Genomic DNA, 19,797 nt, shown 5'->3' on the forward strand with positions numbered 1-19,797 from the left:
CAGCTGCCGGCGGTGACCGTTGGCGAGGTGCTGAAACTGGTCAAGCTGGATCCGCGCCAGCACTTCACCAAGCCGCCTGCCCGTTTCACCGAAGCAGCGCTGGTGCGCGAGCTGGAAAAACGCGGCATCGGCCGTCCGTCAACCTACGCCTCCATCATCTCCACCATAGTTGATCGTGGTTATGTGCGGGTCGAGAGCCGCCGTTTCTTCGCCGAGAAGATGGGCGAGATCGTCACCGATCGTTTGGTGGAGAACTTCGTTGAGCTGATGAACTACGAGTTCACCGCCAAGATGGAAGACAAGCTCGATGGCATCGCCGAAGGGAGCCTTGAGTGGAAGAAGGTGCTGGACGCCTTCTACGCCGAGTTTACCCAGGAGCTGGAGAAGGCCGACAAGGCACCCGAAGAGGGCGGCATGCGTGCCAACCAGATGGTGATGACCGACATCGACTGCCCGGATTGCGGCCGCAAGATGGGCATTCGTACTGCCACCACCGGCGTGTTCCTTGGCTGCTCCGGCTATGCCCTGCCGCCGAAAGAGCGCTGCAAGAAGACCATCAACCTGGTCTCTGCCGACGAGTTTGTCTCCGCCACTGACGGCGAAGAGGCCGAAACCGAAGCGCTGCGCGCCAAGCACCGCTGCGGTGTATGTGGCACTGCGATGGATGCCTACATCATCGATGACAGCCGCAAGCTGCACGTCTGTGGTCGCAACCCGGATTGCGATGGCTACGAGATCGAGAAGGGTCAGTTCAAGCTCAAGGGCTACGAAGGGCCGAGCATCGAGTGCGACCGTTGCGGCAGCGAAATGCAGCTCAAGAACGGCCGTTTCGGCAAGTACATGGGCTGCACCAACGAGACCTGCAAGAACACCCGCAAGATCCTGAAAAATGGCGACATCGCGCCGCCGAAGGAGGATCCGGTGCCGCTGCCGGAGCTCAAGTGCACCCAGTCCGATGCCCACTTTGTGCTGCGTGACGGGGCTGCCGGTCTGTTCCTGGCAGCCAGCAACTTCCCCAAATCCCGCGAGACCCGCGCGCCGCTGGTGGAAGAGCTCAAGCGCTTCAAGGACCGCATCTCGGCCAAGCACAAGTATCTGGCCGGTGCCCCGCTCACCGATCCGGACGGCAATCCCGCCATCGTGCGCTTCAGTCGCAAGACCAAGGAGCAGTACGTGATGAGCGAGGTCAACGGCAAGGCGACCGGTTGGACCGCTCACTACGACAACGGTACCTGGCAAGAGAGTTTGCCAAAGGCTAAAAAAGCCTGATGAAAAGAGGCCCCGACAAGGGGCCTCTTTGCTTATGGATAGCGGTATACTGAGACAGCTGCAAGGAGTGCAGCTGTCGTCAATCGCGAAGTAGACAAGGAGGTTGAGATGGAGATTAACGAGATCCGGCCGGGCATGAGCTGCATGACCCGTGAAGGAGCGGCCTATGTGCTGGAAGTGGACCGACAGAGCTTGCTGGTGCTGCTGCAGCGCGCGGATGAAACCATACCGGTGCAGGTGCGCAGCGACGAGATCCTGGCGCCGCTGGAGTGATCCGTCTGTGATCCCCTCAAAACGGCAGTAGAAAAAGCAGCTCGGCCAGGTCGGGCTGCCATTGCCACTCCTTCATTCTGACCCGCCCACCAATCACGGGCACGCCCTCTTCCTGCAGCAATCCCGCCTGTCTGTCGAAGCCAGCCGACCCTTTTGGTAAGGAGATGGTGCCTGCTGCGCCCAGCACCCGATGCCACGGCAGTACCTTGTCGGTTTCCCGCAGCACCTTGCCTACCAGTCTTGCCCGTCCGGGCAACCCCGCCAGATCGGCCACCTGACCGTAACTGGCCACCTTGCCGGCAGGGATCAGGGCGATGATCGCTTCGATACGGGCTGTTTTGTTCAATGGGGATGGACTTGGTTCAATGCTCATAGACCCGATTCGTCAAAAACAACAGAAGCGCCATTGTGGCGCTTCTGTCATGGGGCTGGCAATGATTCAGCCGAAGGTCTGGCTAAGCCCCTTCAGTTGCTTGGCCCGTTCCAGCAGAGCCTGACTTGAGTGATCGACATCCAGCATCTTCTGACTGTTGGCGTGGGAGTACTCGGAGATCTGGTGGATGCTGCGGCTGATCTCCTCCACGACCGCTTGTTGCTGCTCAGCAGCGGTGGCGATCTGAGTGGAGTGTTCGGTGACCAGCTCTATCTCTGCCAGCACGGTATGGAGGCTGCTGGCGCCCTGGCGGGTCATCTCGGCACATGCGCGGGTCTGTTGCAGGTTCTCCTGCATCATCCCCTTCCAACGTCCCAGCGTGTGCTGGATCTGCTTGATGCTGCCCTGGATCTGCTCGGTCGCCTTGTGGGTGCGGGTCGATAGAGTTCGCACCTCGTCGGCCACCACTGCAAAACCACGGCCCTGCTCCCCGGCGCGAGCCGCTTCGATGGCAGCGTTGAGGGCCAGCAGGTTAGTCTGCTCGGCGATGCCCTGGATCTCGCCCATGACACTGCCAATCCGTTCGGATTCGTTGGCGAGCTCTACCGCCGAGTTGAACGCCAGCTCTGCCTGTTTAGCGAGTTGTTCGATCTGTTGTTCGGTCTGGTTCAACTGCTGGTTGGTTTGTTCACAACGATTGCGAGCTTCGTTGACCTGACCGTTGGAGTCCTGAATGTTGCGGGCGATCTCGTGAGCTGTGTTGGCCATTTGAGTCATAGCCGTAGCCATCTGCTGGGTCTGGGCATCTTGCTCGTTGATATCGAGACAGGCTTGATGAGAGGCCTGCTTCAGATTGATGGCCAGGGTTTGCAGAGGTGCCGTGGCATCATTGATCCTCCCCAACACGGTTCGGATGCGGGCCTGCAGCATCTTGATATGAAAATCGGCAATGGCGCCGGGGTTATCACCGGAGTAGACCAGCCGGGTCAGGCTGTCATATTCACGGCCCAGTTGCTGCAGATAGTGGGGCAGGGCAAAGAGCTCGCGCCAGTAGGCTCCGCCAAGAAGCAACAGGGGCAGCAGCATTAGCAGGACGGTCATGGCCCCTTGGCTGGCGAAGGTCCAGCCCATCAGGCCAAGCAGCAGCAGGGTAATGGCCGGGGTGCGCACTCTGGCAAGAGAGGGGAGGTTGCTGCTGTTGCCGCGCTCGGCCTTGAGCAGGGCTTGGTAGGTCTCAGCGGCGATGCGTTTGAATTGGGGCTCGGGCTTGCAGCGTACCGACTGGTAACCACTGATCCGCCCTGCCTCATAGATGGGGGTCACATAGGCATCTACCCAGTAGTAACGACCATCCTTGCAGCGATTCTTGACGATGCCGCGCCAGGGTTTGCCCTCCTTGAGGCGGGCCCAGAGATCGGCGAAGGCGGCCTTGGGCATGTCGGGGTGGCGTACCAGATTGTGGTTGTGACCGACCAGCTCGTCGGCGCTATAGCCGGCGATGGTGCAAAAAGCCGGATTGGCATAAGTGATCACCCCGCGCAGGTCAGTGGTGGAGACCAGTTGTACGTCGGCAGGAAACTCCACTTCGCTATCCAGGGTATGGACATCTCTGCGGGCCATAGGAATACGCTCCGATGTTCTTGTTGATAATGTTGTCGTTGTTATTGTGGCAGATCTGGAGGTGGCCGCAGGCTCGCGCCAGCAGGAGGCAGACCAGCTTCATTGGGGGCTGGATTTTGCCAATAATGGCGGATGAATGGTAGGGGGAAGTTGATGTTTTGTTGGCTAATCGTAAAAAAGGCGGCCGATTGGCCGCCAAAGTAGAGACAACATTACCTCTGTGGCATCCGGTAGCGCACCTGCAACTGATCGAGGATCTGCAGCTGACCCGGCAGGCGGGCGGCGAAGTGCTCCCAGCCCTTGTGGGCGGGATCGCTCCAGGCCACCTCGGCCGTGGCCAGCATACGCGGGAACAACATGTAGTCGAGACGATCACGGCTGGTGATCAATTCTGACCACAAGGGGCTCAGCACCCCGAGGATGTTATCGTTGGCATGGAAATCGGCTGGGGCAGGATCGCAAGCATAAACCTGCTCCAGATTGAGGGTCCCCGCCCAGTAGAGGCCGGGTTCATGAATATCGGCGCTCCAGGCCAGATCCAGATAGAGGAACTGGGCGGGTGCCATCACCACAGGATAACCGGCTGCGGCAGCATCCAGCCCCGCCTGAAAGCTGGTCCAGGCACAGATGGCCGCTTTGCGGCTCACCTTGTCGCCATGCAGGATCTCCTCCCAGCCGATCATCTGTTTGCCTCTGGCGGCCAGATAGCGCTGGCAGTGGCGCAGCAGATGGCCCTGCAGCTCGCGGCAGTCTGCGTAGCCCTGTTCGGTCATCAGCTGCTGGCAGGCGGGGCTGTCGGTCCAGACCCCGGTCGGCACCTCGTCACCCCCCATGTGGATCTGCGGGCCGGGGAAGAGCTCGCATACCTCGTCCAGCACCGCCTCCAGGAAGCGGTAGGTGCCGGGCAGGGCGGGGTTGAGCACGTTGTCATCGAAATGCTGAACCGAGCGGTAGCGGGAGTGATCCGCCGTTTCGATTAGCAACTCGGGCAGCGCCTTGATGGCGGCGTGACAGTGGCCCGGAATGTCGATCTCGGGAATGACGGTGATGCCGAGCTCACTGGCATAGCTCACCAGCTCCTTCACCTCGCTCTGGGTGTAGTAGCCGCCATAGGGTTCGGCACCGCCGCTGAGCTGGGGGCCGATCGCCAGATCGTGGCCGCGCCAGGCACCCACGTCGGTCAGTGCCGGGAAGGCTTTGATCTCGAGTCGCCACCCCTCGTCATCAGTCAGATGCCAGTGGAAGCGGTTGAACTTGTAGAGGCTCATCAGCTTGAGCAGGCGCTTGATGGTTGCCGGAGTGTGGAAGTGGCGGGCGCAGTCGAGAAAAATGCCGCGAAAGCCAAAGCGCGGGGCATCCTCCAGCGTGACGCAGGGCAGGCTCTCCCCATGTTGCAGATACCACTGGGCCAGAGTCACCAGCCCATGACGCCAACCCGCTTCGTCGGCGGCGGCAATCACCACCTCCTGCGGCGTGATGGTGAGTTGGTAGGCTTCGGGGGCCAGCTTGGCCTCGGTCAGCCGGATTTCAGCGTCGTGATCCTGCTCCAGCGCCAGCGACGTCAGTTCGTTGAAGTGGGCCAGCAGCTTCGGTACATCGCGGGGGGCGCTGACATGAGCCCGCTCGGCCAGCCGGAAGTTCCCCTCTAGCAGTACTAGATGGGCCGGTTGTGGCACTATGCCGGGTTGGGGCTCGACATCCGGCAGGTCGGGGCGGGTTACCGGCGGGCTCTCCAGTCCGAGATCCTGCGCCGCCAGCGCCACCGGTAGCAGCTGGGCACCTGTGGTCGCCTCTGGCAAGCTGAGGAAAAAGCCCTGCGGCATGTCGGAGAGCTTCTTGATGGGCGTCTGGCGGCAGCAAAAGCGCAGCTCGCAGCTGTCAGCGTTCGGGACAATCACCTTGTAGCTGCCGCTCTGGCGCTCCAGCACGCCCCCTTGCAAGGAATCGGGGTCGATATGGCGAGCCAGACAGAAGTGCAGCTTCCACTTTGTATCCGGCATGCGGGAGAGGGTGAAGGTGAACCAGACATCCTCGCCGTCACGTCGGGCGACCTGGGTGTGGATCAGGGGTGTAGACATGGAAAATCCTCTGATTGGGCAAACAGGATGGCGCCATCGAGCGCATCTGCCTGGGGGGGGGTCAGGTTGAGCTGGCCGAGACGGGGAGCGAGGCGGGTGCCAATCCCCCCCAGCAGGGCGATCTGTCTGGCACCCAGCTGGGTCATCCCCTCCAGCAGGATCCGCAGCTGTTCGCAGGTTTCGTCCAGCAGCTGATTGGCGAGCTCGTCGCCATCGCTGGCGGCATCGAATACCCAGGGGGCAAAGTGGCCATAGTCCGCCGGAATGGCGCGGGCGGCCCAGCGAACCACCTCGGCTTGATCCCGCTTGAAGCGATCCATCAGGCGGATGGCGAGGGTGCTGGGGGGCAGAATGCCGTCGTGGCAGAGCAGGGATTGCTGGATGGCGCGCAGCCCCAACCAGGCGCCGCTGCCTATGTCTGAAATGGGGAAGCCGCGGCCGGAGCAGGTGCGGATCTGCCCCTCCTGATAGACAAGCCCCACCGAGCCGGTGCCGGCGATCAGAATGGCCCCCTCACGGCCACCAAAGGCACCGAGGCAGGCACCGAAGGCATCGGAGGTGAGCCTGACGCTGGCGAAGGGGAAGGGCATCTCGAGCAGGGCGTGATAGCAGTCGGCCAGCTCGGCGGAGGCGAGCGCCAGCCCGACCCCCATCTGCTGTTCGCTCTCGATAGCGATCCCGGCGGCAAGACGGGCGCTGGCGATGGCGGCCAGCACATTGGCGTGGGCATGGGGGATGCCCAGCTCCAGATTGGAGCCTGCCGCGCGCCCCTCTCCGAGCAGCTTGCCTGCCCGATCCCGAATGCGGGCGCGGGTGTGGGTGCCCCCGCCATCGACCCCGACCCAGTACTCAATCATGGTGACCTCCCTGCTCATGTCGATCACTCAGCGCACTCTGCCAGCTGATGGCCAGGGCAAACCAGGCCGCGTGGGGGATCCACTGCTCGCCCCAGCGCCAGTTCTGATCCAGCCGATCCTTGTACTCCTCCGGAATAAAAGCCACGTCGTTTTCGTCATCGAACCCGGCGGTGATGCCGTTGCAGATCCCCCCCTGCGCATTGGGATACCCGGCGGTGTAGGCGGGGTTGTTGATGCCGTGGCCCGCCAGCATGCAGGCGTTGAAGGGGTTCTGCCCGAGGATCCAGTCGAGTTGGCGCTGGCCGTAAGTGATTAGCGGCTGGCTCTGGCGGGGGAAGTGGCGGGCGCCAGCAAAGGCCATGGCCGCCAACGATGCGAGGCGGGCATTCTCCCCCTGCCACCAGTAACCGGTTTCGTTGTTGTGAGGCATAAAGAAGCTGACGCACGGCGCTTCATCCACCCCTTTGACATATTGGCGGGCGAGGGAGAAGGGGTTGCCCGCCCAGGCGCACAGTGCCAGCTCGGCGGCCAGCGCCTGTTCCACCACGGTCTGTGCTTGGGCCTTGTGCTCCTGCTCCGGCTCTACGCCCAGATATTCCAGCAGCGCCAGCACCGGCAGGCCCGCCTCGGCGGCGTGATAGTAGGGGCGCGAGCCATCCTCGTTGGCCGACCAGTAGTGACCCAGCTCAGGATGAGGGCGCTGGCGGGCACAGAGCTTGCTGGCACGGACTCTCGCTTCATTCAGCCACTCGTTGCCGAAGGTGCGGGTCAGCTCCACAGCTGCCAGCAGGGCGCAGTAATCGTCGATGATGTTCTCGACCCCGTCATCAAGGTAGGCAAGGTTGTGCTCACGCAGATGCAGGTAGCCGCGTTTGGCTGCCTCGGCGTAGCGGCTGGCATCGAAGTCGCCACTGACGCTCTCGCGGGCGGCGCGGGCCAGCGCGGCGATGGCCATGCCGCCCCCTTGGCGAAAACCCGCCTGCCAGTTGGCGGACTTGAGCCCCTGCTGGGTGGCATAGGCGCACAGCTCGCGCTGGGCAGGGTCCTTGCTCCACTTGTCGAACAGGGTCATGTAGAAGAAGCCCGACTCATCCTGCATCCGGCAGAGGAAATCGGCGCCGTGCAGCGCCTCGTCATTGAGCCGCTTGCAGAGGTTTACCCCGTCGATATCGCGGCGCGGGGCCAGCAGTTCGCGGCACTTGAGCAGGGCCCACACCACCATGGGGGTCTGCTGGGGGTTGAGGTAGTTGGCGTAGGAGAGGTGGCTCAGGTACTTGCTCATGTCGCCGCTGGCATCGAACCAGCCGCCGTGCACATCTTTGTGCTGGTCGGTGCCAAACAGGCGGGCGCTGCGGTCGGCCCGATCAAAGGTGCCGCTGGCGCGCTGCCCCTTGAAGTAGTGAATGACATCGGAGAGACAGCGGCTGGCCAGCAGATCCTGGCCGATGGCAAAACGGGTGGAGCGGACTATGCCTTGGGCAGTGATCGCCTCCAGCCGATAGTGGCCGGGCTCCTTGAAGGCGGAGAAGTCGGCGCGCCAGTAAGCACGCCCCTGCCAGCCGGGGACGCTGCCAGCCGCTTGTAGCGGGGTTTCAAACAGGATCTGGCCATCATCAAGGCGTTGCAGCCTGACGTAGCCGCCGAGATCATGGGCGGGGGAGGCTTGCAGCAGGGCTACCTTGTGCCCGTCGCACTCGTAGCCCACCTGATTGATCAAGAGTTCCATCAAGGTATTACTCCTGTGGTTCACCGCCGGGCGGTGAGGCACATCACGGGGCTATGGCCGCCCCGTATCGAGGCATGGCCGGACTGTGCAGTCCGGCCGGTCTAAGGCTTACCCTCACTCGTAGAGGTAGCAGCGCACGAAGTGGTTGTCGGCAAGCTTGGTGATGGGGGGCAGCGCCTCCTTGCAGCGGGGCATCGCCTGATTGCAACGCCCGGCAAAGGGGCAACCGCAGGATTCCGGCGTCCAGAGCGGGATCTCCCCCTTGCGGCCACCCTCCAGTTCGGCATGGATGCTCTTCTCCGGGTCGGGCACCGCCGAGATAAGCAGTTGGGTGTAGGGGTGCTGCGGGTGATGCAGGATCTCGTCCACCTCGCCCCACTCCACCATGTGCCCCACATACATCACCGCCAGATCTTCCGCCACATAGCGGGCGGTGGCGATGTCGTGGGTGATGTAGAGCATGGAGACGCCGAGCTCGTTCTTCATCTGCTCCATCAGGTTGAGGATGCCGATGCGAATGGAGACGTCGAGCATGGAAGTCGGCTCGTCCGCCAGCACCACTTCAGCCTCCACCGCCAGATTGCGGGCGATGTTGACCCGCTGGCGCTGGCCGCCGGAGAGCTGGTGCGGATACTTGGCCGCCGTTGCCTTGGCGGGGGTCAGGCCGACCTTCTCCAGCAGAGCGTAGACCATGTCTGGCAGATCTTTTTTGTCGATCATCTTGCTGTGCAGCAGCAGGGGGCGGGCGATGTGGTGATAGATGGTGTGGGTCGGGTTGAGCGAACCGAACGGATCTTGCCACACCATCTGCACGCTCTGGCGATAGTCCAGCAGGGCGGTGCCCTTGTTGAACTCCTCCAGATCGTGGCCGCGATAGAGAATGCGCCCGGCACTGAGCTTGTACATCTTGGCGATGATCTTGGCGATGGTGCTCTTGCCGGAGCCCGACTCCCCGACCACCGCCAGGGCGCGGCCCCGGTGCAGGTTGAAGGTGATGTCGGAGAGCGCCCGCATCTTGCCACTCTTGATGGCATTGGAGTTGATGGGGAAGTCCTTGTAGAGGTGCTGGACTTCGATGATGGGTGCATCGGTTTTGGCGATTTGCATGACAGACATCCTTAACAGCCAGCGGCCTTGTCCAGATAGATCACGGAATCTTGTTGCAGTCCCTGCTCCTCATAGAGGTGGCAGGCGGTCTGTTGCCCGGGGCGGATCTCGGCCAATTTGGTGTACTCCTGACGGCAGCGATCGTGCACCTTGCCGCAGCGGGCCTGAAAGCGGCAGCCGACCGGCACTTCCAGCAGGTTGAGCGGTGTGCCCGGGATCCCCTCCAGTACCGTCTTCGGCCCGTGCAGGGGCGGGAAGGAGTTGCCGAGCCCTCTGGTATAGGGGTGTAGCGGTGCAGTCAGGATCGCCTTGGAGGGGGCGACTTCCACCAGTTCACCGGCATACATGATGCCGATGCGATCGCAGAACTCCACCATCAGGGAGAGGTCGTGGGTGATGAACAGAATGGAGAAGTTGAACTTCTCTTTCAGGGCATAGACCTTCTGCAGGATCTCCCGCTGTACCACCACATCGAGCGCCGTGGTTGGTTCATCCATGATCAGGAGCTCGGGGTTGAGCGCCATGGCGATGGCGATCACCAGCCGCTGGCGCATGCCGCCGGAGAACTGGTGCGGGTAATCCTTGAGCCGGCTCGGGTGGATATCGACGATGGTGAGCAGCTCCTGGGCGCGCTTGATCGCCTCGTAACGGGTCATGCCGGGGTTGTGGGCCAGCAGAACGTCGCAGAACTGCTCCTCCATCCGCAGCACAGGGTTCAGGGCGTTCATGGCGGACTGGAACACCACCGACACCTGTTGCCAGCGATAGGAGCGCAGCCGATCGTCGTTGTAGTGGAGGATATTCTCTCCCTTGAACAGGATCTCGCCACCGCTGATGTAGGCGGGCGGCTTGTGCAGCCGGGCCACCGAGAAAGCGACGGTGGACTTGCCGCAACCCGACTCACCGGCGAGGCCGAAGATCTCGCCCTGTCTGATATCGAAGCTCACCGAGTTGACGGCGCGTACGTCGCCATTTTCGGTGATGTAGTCGACGCAAAGATTGCGTACTGACAGCAGGGGATGCTTGTTCATGCTGTCTTCTCCTGTGCTGTGGCAACCGGTGTGGTTACCGGTGTGGCCAGTTTCTTCCAGCGGCTCAACCCTTTGTGGGAGCGCAGCTGCGGGTTGGCAATCTCGTCGATGGCGAAGTTGAGCAGGGCCAGACCGGCACCCAGGGTGGCGATGGCAAAGCAGGGGGCCAGGATCTCCCACCAGGCGCCGACCAGAATGGCGCTGGAAGTCTGGGCGTTGTAGAGCATGATGCCCCAGCTCACTACGGTCGGGTCGCCAAGCCCCAGGAACTCCAGGGTCGCTTCGGTGACGATGGCGTAAATGATGGAGCCGATAAAGCTCACCCCGATGATGGAGATGAGGTTGGGCAGGATCTCCACCAGAATGATGCGCCAGGCTGGCTCGCCCAGCACTTCGGCGGCGATCACGAACTCCTTCTCGCGCAGCGCCAGGGTCTGGGCCCGGATGACCCGCGCGCCATAGGCCCACGAGGTCAACCCTATTATCACGGCAATCACCGCCGGTGACGCCTCCCCGATAAAGCTCGCCAGCACCAGTAGCAAGGGGAGGTTGGGGATCACCAGCACCACGTTCATCAGGAAGGTGAGGCACTCATCCACCAGACCGCCGAAGTAACCGGCAGTGATGCCGATGGCGACGGCGAGGGTGCAGACCAGCAGGCCAGCGCTGAAGCCCACCAGCAGCGAGATACGGGCGCCGTTGGTGAACTGGGCCCAGATGTCGTGGCCTATGCGGGTTGAACCCATCACGAACTCGGCACTGGGCGGCTGGTGCGGGCGAGCCACCCGTTTGGTCGGCTCGTTGCTGGCCAGAATGGGGGCAAAGAGGGCCATCAGTACGAAGGCAACCACGATGGCGAGGCCACAGGCAGCCTTCTTGTTGCCCAGCAGGATCTTGAGAATGGTCGGCATACGCATCTTATTTGCCTCCTGTACGCAGACGGGGATCCAGGAAGACGTAGAGCACGTCGGCCAGGAAGTTGAAGCTGAGCATGGTGATGGTCATGATGAGCAGCTGCCCCTGAATGAGCGGGTAGTCGCGGGCCAGAATGCCCTGATAGAGGGTCAGGCCCAGGCCGGGGTAGTTGAAGATCACCTCGGTGATGAGAGAGCCACCGATGACGAAACCGAGCGCCATGGAGAGGGCGGTGACGCTGGGCAGAATGGCGTTGCGTGCACCGTAGTTGAAGATCACCCGGTTGCTGGAGAGCCCCTTGGCCTTGGCCATGGTGATGTAATCCTCGCCCAGCAGGTTGATCATGTTGTTGCGCATGGTGATGAGAAAGCCCCCCACCTGTACCACGGCCAGGGTCAGCACCGGCATGATGGCGTGAGTCATGATGCTCTTGATGTGCTCCCAGCCCCAGTCAGCCTTGATCTCCGGGCTGTAGGCGTAGCCGATGGGCAGCCACTCGAGGCTGACTCCGAACAGGAACAGGGCGAGCAGGGAGACCACCACAGGCGGAATGGCCTGCATCACCAGGGTGAGCGGGGAGAGAATGCTGTCCATCCGGCCGCCGCGATACCAGGCGGCGAAGATGCCGACGATGGAACCGATGGAGAAGCTCAGGATGGTGGAGGTGCCGACCAGAAACAGGGTCCAGCCGATGGCACGGCCCAGCACGTCAGAGACCTGCTGCGGGTAGAAGCGCACCGAGGTGCCGAGATCCCAGGTGAAGACACTCTTCACATAGGTGAGAAACTGGGTGCCGATGGGGCCGTCGACAAAGCCGAAGGTGGCTTTGAGGGCGTCCAGGGCGGCGGGTTCCATCATGGCGCCAGCGCGGGCAAACATCACGGAGACAGGATCCCCTGGCATGGCACGGGGTAACAGGAAGTTGATGGTGGCGGCTACCAGAAAGGCAACCAGGTAGAAGGAAAAGCGTCTCAGTATGAATCCCATGATAGTACCTTTTACTGCAAGTCTGCCCCGCGTCGGGTATAGCTACCCCAACCCCGGCGGTGCCGGGCAAGAAGGGGATTAACGGGGAAGATGGCCCCCCGCAGGGGGCCGGGATTGTTTAGCTGTTTGGCTTGAGGGACAACACGTGCAGCAGACGCTCAGGGGTGTCCGGGTGGAGCTGAGGTTTGGCGACCGGGTTGTCGGCACTGAACCAGCCGTTGAAGCGCTTGGTGCTGTACTCGTACCAGGTCGGGTTGTTGAAGACCGGAATGATGGTCTGGTTGGCACCGACACGATCCTGGATGGCGAACATGATCTCCTTCTGCTTGGCCGCATCGGCGGTCTGGGTGAAGTCATCGATCAGCTTGTCGAGCTCGGGATCCTTGTAACGGGGTGCGGCGAAGCGGTTGCCGCGCTCACCCATGTTGCGGGAGTGGAATGCAGTCTCGAAGTACTTGTGCGGGTTGGCACCGGCAAAGTAACCCTGCAGGGCGACATCGAAGTCACCGGTGATCAGGTTCTCGGTCCAGACGGTTGCTTCCGGGGTCGCGGTCTTGGCGTTCAGGCCCAGTGCCTGCAGCCCTTCTACACCGATCTGTACTGTGTTGACCCAGTCGGTCCAGCCGTTCGGCACCAGTACCTTGAACTCGATCTTTTTGCAGCTCGGTGTGTCGAGGAACTTGTCGCCGTCACAATCCTTGTATCCTGCCTCTTTCAGCAGAGCCTTGGCTCCTTCCAGATCGAACTTGTTGTACTTGCCGTACTTCTTGTCCACTTCCGGGTTGTTCCAGGAGTCAAAGGCTTTGCCCAGACCTGACGGGTACTCGTTGACGGTGGGGTAGCCGTAGCCCGCGATATCCACCATGGACTGGCGGTCCATCGCCATGGAGAAGGCGCGACGGAAGTTGATGTCGTTGAAGGCTTCGTGGTTGCCCGGGTTCTTGGTCTGGAAGTTGACGTTGAACGCCACGGTACCGGAGGCCGGGAACCAGTATTTGTTGTTCTTCGGATCGTTGCCGACGTAGAGGCGCTCGATATCCGGCACGAAGGAGCCGAACCAGTCTATGTCACCCTTCATGACAGCAGCCAGCACCTGATCGTTGGTGGCCATTTGCGGCATGCGGATACAGTCGATGGCGAGGTTGGCGTTATCCCAGTAGTGCGGGTTGCGGCACTGGGTATAGAGCTGGGCGGAGAAGTTGTCCACTTCGGTGAAGGGGCCAGTACCAACCGGCTTGTCGTTGGTGAAGGCAACCGGATCTTTCACCGATTTCCACTGATGCTCCGGCACGATAGGTACCAGCACCAGATCGTTCACCACGTTGGTGTTGACCTCGGTCAGGTCGAATTTGACCTTGTTGGGGGCCAGCTTCTCGACGCTCTTGATCTGGGTCCAGATTGAGCGCTCATCCAGCGCCTTGTTGGCCTTGACCAGATTGAAGGAGAAGATGATGTCATCGGCATCAAAGGCTTCGCCGTCAGACCACTTCACGCCGTCACGCAGATCGAAGGTGACGGATTTCAGGTCATCGCTGAACGCATAGTTGGTGGCCAGACGATAGACGGGTTTGCCCCCTTGCATATCGTTGAAGATCACCAGCGGTTCATAGATGAAGTGACGGGTGGTGTGCAGCAAGCCCGCTTGCAGGAAGGGGTTGAAGTTCTTGACCCAGGCGGTTTCCTGCTGTGCGACCATGGTCAGCACGGTTTTGTTTTCTGCGGCCATGGCGTTACCGGCGGCACCGGCAAGCATCATGGTTCCCAGCATTACAGCGGTAGAGATTTTGGATACTTTGGCAAGCATATGTTTTCCTTTCTTATTTTTTGGCATTCCCGAGGGTTCGCCTTGTTTTGTGTGAGCACCGGTTTCGCATGCTGATGAAATCGGCCCTCTGTGTTGGTCAGGTGTCTAACCTTTGTCGTTCTGTTTTCCAACGCCCTAAGCAAACCAGAATTAACAGGAAAACAACAACTATTGATTTCGTTGTTTTCGTAAAAATTGACGGTGTTACGTCAATCTCGTCAAAATATATTTTTATGTGTTTAAAATCATTGGTTTGCGTTATTTGCTCTCGCGTAAAAAGTGGCTGTGAAAATGGCGTATATGACAAATTTGTGAATTGGATCTGCTCTCGGTTTCGGGATCGGGCGGGGCTTTGTTTTGCATAAAAAGAAACCAGATTGCCAATTGTGATCCGGCGCCCGTTTAGGGCGCCGTGTCACGGTTTGCGGTTGGCGAGTTGACGCAGGGTCTGTGCGCTGTGCTGCAACTGCTGGCGCTGGTGGTCATTGAGTGGGCAGTGGCCCAGCACATACTCGGTGGTGGCCACCACCGTCTTCCAGCGTGGCGACTTGGGCAGGGTGTCCAGACTCAGGTATTTGTCGAGGGTACGGGTCTGCGGGCTGGATCTGTCCATATAGACCCGCCACAGCTTGCTCTTCTCTGCCAGCACAATTTTGCCCTTGCCGGTCCCCTGCTGCCAGGCATCCAGGGTGAGCTGCATGGTCTCTACCAGCGCACGGCGCAGCGGCTCGTCATCCTGCTGGCGAATAAGGTCGTCGGCCAGCGAACGGAACTCGCCGCCCAGGCGGCTCAGCTCGCCCAGCAGCTGTTCATCTTCGATGATGGCTTGCCGCGAGAGGTTCTTGAGGGCGTTCTCCAGCGCCATTACCCGGTTCTCATCCTGACGCAGCTCGGTACTCAGAGTGAGGGCGAAAGCGGCCTGTCCTCCGAGCGCGATGGGCAGGGCACGGGCGTTGAGCACATCTTTTTGCCCGGCCACCAGAAATTCCAGATTGTGTTCCCGCTCGCTGGCTAGATCGGGCCACTGCTGTTGCAGCGGAGTGGCGAGCCACTCATTGAGGGGCTGCCCCTCCATGGCTTCCGGCTCCTGTCCCAGCAGGCGCGCCAGTACCCGGGAGGCAAACAGCACTGTGCCCTGCTCGTCGATAAAGATCATGGGGTCGGCCCCTTCGCCGAGCAGGGCCAGCAGCCGCTGCTGATCCTGATGCAGCCGATCCTGCAGGGTGAGGCGATGTTCGATCTCCTGCTTCAATAGCCGGTTCTCTACCAGCGAGGCGCGTCCGGCCTTGGCCTCCAGCAGTGCCTTGACCCGGGCAAACAGCTCTTCTTTGCAGAAGGGTTTGACCAGATAGTCGTTGGCACCGGCCCCGAAGCCCTCCTCGATATCCTTGGGCTGGTTGAGGGCGGTGAGCAGCAGCACCGGCAGCATATCTTTCGGGTGTTGCTGGCGCAGGCGACGGCAGACGTCAAAACCGGAAAGGGTCGGCATCATCACATCGAGCAGGATGAGGTCCACCTGCTCCTCGGCCAGCTTGGCCAGCGCATCGTGGCCGTCACTGCTGGGCAGGATGCGGTAGCCGCAGGGCTGCAGCAGATGGCGCAGGATGTGCAGGTTGATGGGCTCGTCATCCACCACCAGAATGAGCGGCGCACCCTCGGGGGGAGGGGGCAGATCGTCGCTCTCCCAGTCCGGCAGGATCAGAGGTTGCTGGCGCACCAGCTGATGCTCGATCTGGCGGCTGTCGAGAGTCAGATTGGCCGCTTTGCCGGTGGCAAGGGGCAGGGTAAAGGCGAAGGTAGAGCCAACGCTCGGCTCGCTCTCGACAAACAGCTCGCCCCCCATCAGGTGCACCAGCTGGCGGGTGATGGAGAGGCCAAGGCCTGCCCCCTGCTTGCTTACCTCCGGGCTCATCTGCACCAGCGGCTCGAAGATGTGTTCCAGATGATCGGGGGCGATGCCGATGCCGGTATCCGTGACCTTGATGCGCAGGAAGTTGTTCTCGACGATGGCACTGAGCACCACCTTGCCCTGCGGCGTGTACTTGATGGCGTTACCCACCAGGTTGTAGAGCACCTGTTCGAGCCGCTGCTCGTCGGCCAGCACCGGCGGCAGTTCGGCCGGGCTGATATCCACCAGAGTGAGGGGTTTGGCCTGCACAAGATGCTGGCAGAGATCCAGCACCAGCCGGATCACCCCTTTTGATGAGACGGGTTGTGAGTGGATCTCCAGCTGGCCGTAGCGCATCTGGTGGTAGTCCAGCAGATCGTCAACCAGACGGGCCAGGCCGTCGGCGCTCTTGATGATGAGGCCGAGCTGTTTTTGCTGCCCTTCGGTCAAATCCTGCTGGCTGGCGAGCATGGACTCGGCCATCCCCTTGATGCCGTGAATGGGGGTACGCAGCTCGTGGGAGGTGTTGGCCAGCAGTTCATCCTTGAGTTTGTCCGCTTGCTGCAGGCTAAGGTTCTGCTTGTGGGTCAGTTTGACCTGCTGTTGCAGCTCCTGGGTCTGCTGTTCGATCAGTTCGATCTTGTCCTTCACCGAGCGCTGCATATGGCGAAACGCTTCGGCCAGCCGGTCGATATCATCGCCGGTGCGCTCGATGGCGATGGGGTGATCCAGCGCGCCGTCGGCCACCTGCTCGGCTGCTTCGGTCAGGGATCGCAGCGGCGCCGTGATGGAGTGGGAGAGCCAGCGGGAGAAGAGGATCAGCAGCAGCACCGAGCCTGCACCCAGCACAATCACCAGGGTTTCCAGCTGGCGGATCGGGGCATAGGCTTCCCGGGTGGAGATCTCGGCGATAAAGGCCCACTCGGTATCGAACACCTTCACCTGGGTGTAGGCAGCCAGCACCTCGTCATCCTGATAGGAGTGGAACAGCCCGACCCCCTGCTCGCCGGAGAGAGTCTTGGTGATGAGGGGCGTTTGCAGCGGCCGGAAATTGGGGCTGAAGCTGTTCTCGACGCTGAACTGTGGTGCCAGCCAGGCATCGGCGCGCATCCGCTTGTCCGGGCCGATCAGTATGGTTTCGCCGGTCTCGCCCAGCCCCTCCCGCTCCGCCATGATCTGGTTGAGCTTGTCCGGCAATAGCTCGAAAATCACCACCCCGCGCACATAGTCGTATTGCATCACGGGGGCTGCCATGTAGGCGACCACCTGCCCGGTCAGCTCGTTGCGGCCAAAATCGGTGAACTCGAAGATCTGCTGTGGTTTCTGGCCACCATCGAGGCGGCGTTTGATCTTGGCAAAGGTCTGGCCCAAGCCACTGCCCTGATAGGGGCCGGAGAGCAGATTGGTGGCAAAGTTAGGGTGCTTGGTGACCGAATAGACCACATCGCCGTTGAGGTCCACCAGAAAGATGTCGCTGTAGTTGGACTTGCGCACCATGTCGGCATAGCCGCGATGAAAGCGCTGGTGCACCCGGCCATACATCTCGTCGGCGAGGATAAGCGCCGTGATGGAGGGTTCGATCTCTACTTGGCTGTCCGGTTTGCGCAGTTGATCCCAGGAGCCGGGCAGATAGCGGGCCTGGGCGCGGCTGCGGGCCTCCTGCGGCGTGGTACCCAGCTTCTCGAAGGCGCCGGTAAAGCCATAGAAACGGCCGATACTGTTGCCGGCAAAATCCTGCTGGGAGAAGTTGATGATCTGCTCTTTGAGGTTGTTGAAGTAATCCTCGAGCTGACTCTTCTTGATATTACGAACGGAGACCAGATGGTTGGAGGTCTGGGTGGTGAGATCCTTGCCGTGGCTGTATAGGAAGAAGAGGGTGATGACCAAAAAGGGCACCATGCCCAACATGAAAAAAGCCAGCATTAACTGCGGCCTGAGCCCACGAAGCGTGAAGATCCATTTCATCTTGTGATTTTCAATTGAGAATCCGGTTATTAAGCCGCTCAAGTCTCGAACGAAAGCGTAATCATTTCAACGACTTTATCCCAAATTCGCTTGGTGGGTCACAGCTGGCTGGAGAAAAATGCAGCAAGGCGTTTAAACCCTGAGCAAACAGTTTGCATCAGGGCTTAAATTGCGAAAAAGGGGTTGTGCTGGCGCTCGTGGTACGTATAATGCGCCTCGTTGTCAGGCAACTGGCACGAAAGCAGTAACGCGGGAATAGCTCAGTTGGTAGAGCACGACCTTGCCAAGGTCGGGGTCGCGAGTTCGAGTCTCGTTTCCCGCTCCAATTTTCCATCACACCAACGATGGAACTCACTTTCAAGACTATCAGTCTTGTCAGCATGGCGCGTTAGCAAAGCGGTTATGCAGCGGATTGCAAATCCGTTTAGTCCGGTTCGACTCCGGAACGTGCCTCCATCTTTTCTCTATTTATCTCAATCATCACTCTTCGAGTCTGAGCCTTGGTCAGTATCCTTGCTGTACCAGTAACTGTTCGCAGCCAGCCTGTTTCCACTCGCGCTCGAGATAGTGGCTCACATCCGCCATGTTTTGCCCCCGATATTGAAACTGCACCTCGGCACTGTGCTGGTTGAGATCCGCAATCCGTTGCTTCAGTGTGCCGCATTGCCACAGGCTGACGGTGGGCACGCCCCGTTCAGCCAGCACAATGGCATCTTCCCGATTCAGTTGCCACTCCTCCAGTTGTGCCCGTGTCAGGGCAACCATCAGCACCAGCAGTGCCACTTCCGGCAGTTTCATGCGTGTCTCCCTACTGCATGTTTTTCCCCTGATAACTGTGGCAAAGCGCACGATTTTCGCAAGTTTGTTAACTGTTGGTTAATGACGTAACCCGTTTTCAGTATTTCCCGTTTTTCACCATTTTTTTATAAAAAAATGCGTTGGTGATGTAGTAATCCTACATGGAGTGGGGTAATCTTTGCTCAGTGGTCTTACCAGTAAGGAGTTACATCATGTTTCATCCCTTTTCCCTGACTCAGATTATTCTTCGTCGCATTTATGTATTGCTGGTGGGCATTCTGGCTTTCCCCGTGATGCTGTTTCGCAGCGATCGCGCCCGCTTCTACAGCTATCTGCACCGGATCTGGAACAAAACCAGCACCAAACCGGTGTGGCTCAAAATGAGCGAGCGTGGCGAGCGGATCTTCTATTAAACCCCATTCGCACCATGTGCAAAAAGAGACAGCCAAAGCTGTCTCTTTTTTTATCTGCTTGCCGCAACTTCTGGCTCCCAATACCACTCAGATTGTTTATTTCTTGTTTCTTTAAAGTTGCATTCAGCCCTGCTGGCGGCGCTTTTTTATGTCTGACGCATCTCTTTTGATGGAAGCAGTGAAGAAGATTAACGGGATGAAAGCACCATATGGCACTTTTCTTGTTCATTAATGGGTGGTCGTCGAGAAATTTTAAATGATGAAATAGCTGTTTAAAATCAATTGATTGAGAGTTTGTCTTTGGGCTTTTTAACTCTTTTTGTGTTTTTTTGAAAGGGAATATCCCGTTTGCCGGTTCTATTGCAGGTACCCGGTTGCGACAAATCGGGGATATCAGCAATATCCAACGACATCAAAAGGAACATGAACATGAATGTTAAAAAAAGCACCGCTATTGCCTCCGCCATGACCGGTCTGCTGGCGCTGGGCGCCCAATTTATCGCGGCACCAGCCATGGCTGCCGATGAAAAGGAGAAGTGCTACGGCGTGGTCAAGGCCAGCAAGAATGACTGTGCGACCAAGAGCAGCTCCTGCGCCGGTACTGCCAAGGAAGATGCTCAGGGTGATGCCTTTGTGGTGATGCCCAAAGGGCTGTGCGAGAAGCTGGTCGGCGGTTCGCTGCAACCCAAGTAA

At 60.0% G+C, this 19,797-nt stretch carries 16 protein-coding genes and 2 tRNA genes; 6 read left to right on the forward strand and 12 right to left on the reverse strand.

All coding sequences use genetic code 11. The features are described 5' to 3' along the window. On the forward strand, nucleotides 1-1,269 hold a 1,269-nt coding region (locus G5358_RS02565; protein WP_421323547.1), incomplete at its 5' end, for a DNA topoisomerase. 108 nt (nucleotides 1,270-1,377) lie between these two features. Continuing rightward, entirely contained in the window at nucleotides 1,378-1,542 is a 165-nt protein-coding gene (locus G5358_RS02570; protein ID WP_005334891.1) for a hypothetical protein, read from the forward strand. Nucleotides 1,543-1,558: 16 nt separating this feature from the next. Here the strand turns inward: G5358_RS02570 and G5358_RS02575 are convergent, their stop codons facing one another. From G5358_RS02575 to G5358_RS02625, 11 genes are all read right to left on the reverse strand, one after another. Continuing rightward, entirely contained in the window at nucleotides 1,559-1,915 is a 357-nt protein-coding gene (locus tag G5358_RS02575; RefSeq protein WP_337072399.1) for an MGMT family protein, read from the reverse strand. Nucleotides 1,916-1,981: 66 nt separating this feature from the next. Next, nucleotides 1,982-3,535, reverse strand: a complete 1,554-nt coding sequence (locus tag G5358_RS02580; RefSeq protein ID WP_421323548.1) for a methyl-accepting chemotaxis protein — start codon at nucleotides 3,533-3,535, stop codon at nucleotides 1,982-1,984. Between the two features lie 212 nt (nucleotides 3,536-3,747). After that, nucleotides 3,748-5,613 carry a beta-N-acetylhexosaminidase gene (locus G5358_RS02585; protein ID WP_421323549.1) on the reverse strand — a complete coding sequence of 622 codons (1,866 nt, stop codon included), beginning with the start codon at nucleotides 5,611-5,613 and terminating at the stop codon, nucleotides 3,748-3,750. After that, nucleotides 5,598-6,470 carry a BadF/BadG/BcrA/BcrD ATPase family protein gene (locus tag G5358_RS02590; protein WP_421245199.1) on the reverse strand — a complete coding sequence of 291 codons (873 nt, stop codon included), beginning with the start codon at nucleotides 6,468-6,470 and terminating at the stop codon, nucleotides 5,598-5,600. The genes G5358_RS02585 and G5358_RS02590 overlap by 16 nt, the downstream gene beginning before the upstream one ends. Then, nucleotides 6,463-8,196, reverse strand: a complete 1,734-nt coding sequence (locus G5358_RS02595) for a glycoside hydrolase family 9 protein (protein WP_421323550.1) — start codon at nucleotides 8,194-8,196, stop codon at nucleotides 6,463-6,465. Before G5358_RS02595 ends, G5358_RS02590 begins: the two co-directional genes overlap by 8 nt. A 114-nt stretch (nucleotides 8,197-8,310) precedes the next feature. Next, nucleotides 8,311-9,303, reverse strand: coding sequence for an ABC transporter ATP-binding protein (locus G5358_RS02600; RefSeq protein WP_421323551.1), 993 nt, complete (start codon nucleotides 9,301-9,303; stop codon nucleotides 8,311-8,313). 11 nt (nucleotides 9,304-9,314) lie between these two features. Beyond that, entirely contained in the window at nucleotides 9,315-10,334 is a 1,020-nt protein-coding gene (locus G5358_RS02605; protein WP_421323552.1) for an ABC transporter ATP-binding protein, read from the reverse strand. Next, nucleotides 10,331-11,251 carry an ABC transporter permease gene (locus G5358_RS02610; protein ID WP_421323553.1) on the reverse strand — a complete coding sequence of 307 codons (921 nt, stop codon included), beginning with the start codon at nucleotides 11,249-11,251 and terminating at the stop codon, nucleotides 10,331-10,333. Before G5358_RS02610 ends, G5358_RS02605 begins: the two co-directional genes overlap by 4 nt. A gap of 1 nt (nucleotide 11,252) precedes the next feature. After that, a complete protein-coding gene (locus G5358_RS02615; protein WP_421245052.1) occupies nucleotides 11,253-12,236 on the reverse strand; it encodes an ABC transporter permease in 984 nt (327 codons plus the stop codon). A gap of 118 nt (nucleotides 12,237-12,354) precedes the next feature. Continuing rightward, the gene (locus G5358_RS02620) at nucleotides 12,355-14,040 is read right to left on the reverse strand and encodes an ABC transporter substrate-binding protein (protein WP_005347706.1); all 1,686 of its coding nucleotides are present in this window, start codon (nucleotides 14,038-14,040) and stop codon (nucleotides 12,355-12,357) included. Nucleotides 14,041-14,455: 415 nt separating this feature from the next. Continuing rightward, the gene (locus G5358_RS02625; protein ID WP_421245051.1) at nucleotides 14,456-17,893 is read right to left on the reverse strand and encodes an ATP-binding protein; all 3,438 of its coding nucleotides are present in this window, start codon (nucleotides 17,891-17,893) and stop codon (nucleotides 14,456-14,458) included. Nucleotides 17,894-18,142: 249 nt separating this feature from the next. On the opposite strand from G5358_RS02625, the gene G5358_RS02630 reads away from it, so the two are divergent. Next, nucleotides 18,143-18,218: transfer RNA gene (locus G5358_RS02630), tRNA-Gly, on the forward strand. Nucleotides 18,219-18,275: 57 nt separating this feature from the next. Further along, a tRNA-Cys gene (locus G5358_RS02635) sits at nucleotides 18,276-18,349 on the forward strand. 48 nt (nucleotides 18,350-18,397) lie between these two features. Here G5358_RS02635 and G5358_RS02640 read toward each other — a convergent pair. Next, a complete protein-coding gene (locus tag G5358_RS02640; protein ID WP_005347702.1) occupies nucleotides 18,398-18,691 on the reverse strand; it encodes a hypothetical protein in 294 nt (97 codons plus the stop codon). Between the two features lie 212 nt (nucleotides 18,692-18,903). On the opposite strand from G5358_RS02640, the gene G5358_RS02645 reads away from it, so the two are divergent. Both G5358_RS02645 and G5358_RS02650 read left to right on the forward strand, forming a co-directional pair. After that, on the forward strand, nucleotides 18,904-19,104 hold the full coding sequence (locus G5358_RS02645) for a YbfA family protein (protein WP_005334863.1): 201 nt from the start codon (nucleotides 18,904-18,906) through the stop codon (nucleotides 19,102-19,104). Between the two features lie 429 nt (nucleotides 19,105-19,533). Beyond that, a complete protein-coding gene (locus tag G5358_RS02650; RefSeq protein ID WP_005334862.1) occupies nucleotides 19,534-19,797 on the forward strand; it encodes a DUF2282 domain-containing protein in 264 nt (87 codons plus the stop codon).

It is taken from the genome of Aeromonas sp. 604176 (assembly GCF_049170755.1).
Lineage (GTDB): Bacteria > Pseudomonadota > Gammaproteobacteria > Enterobacterales > Aeromonadaceae > Aeromonas > Aeromonas veronii_A.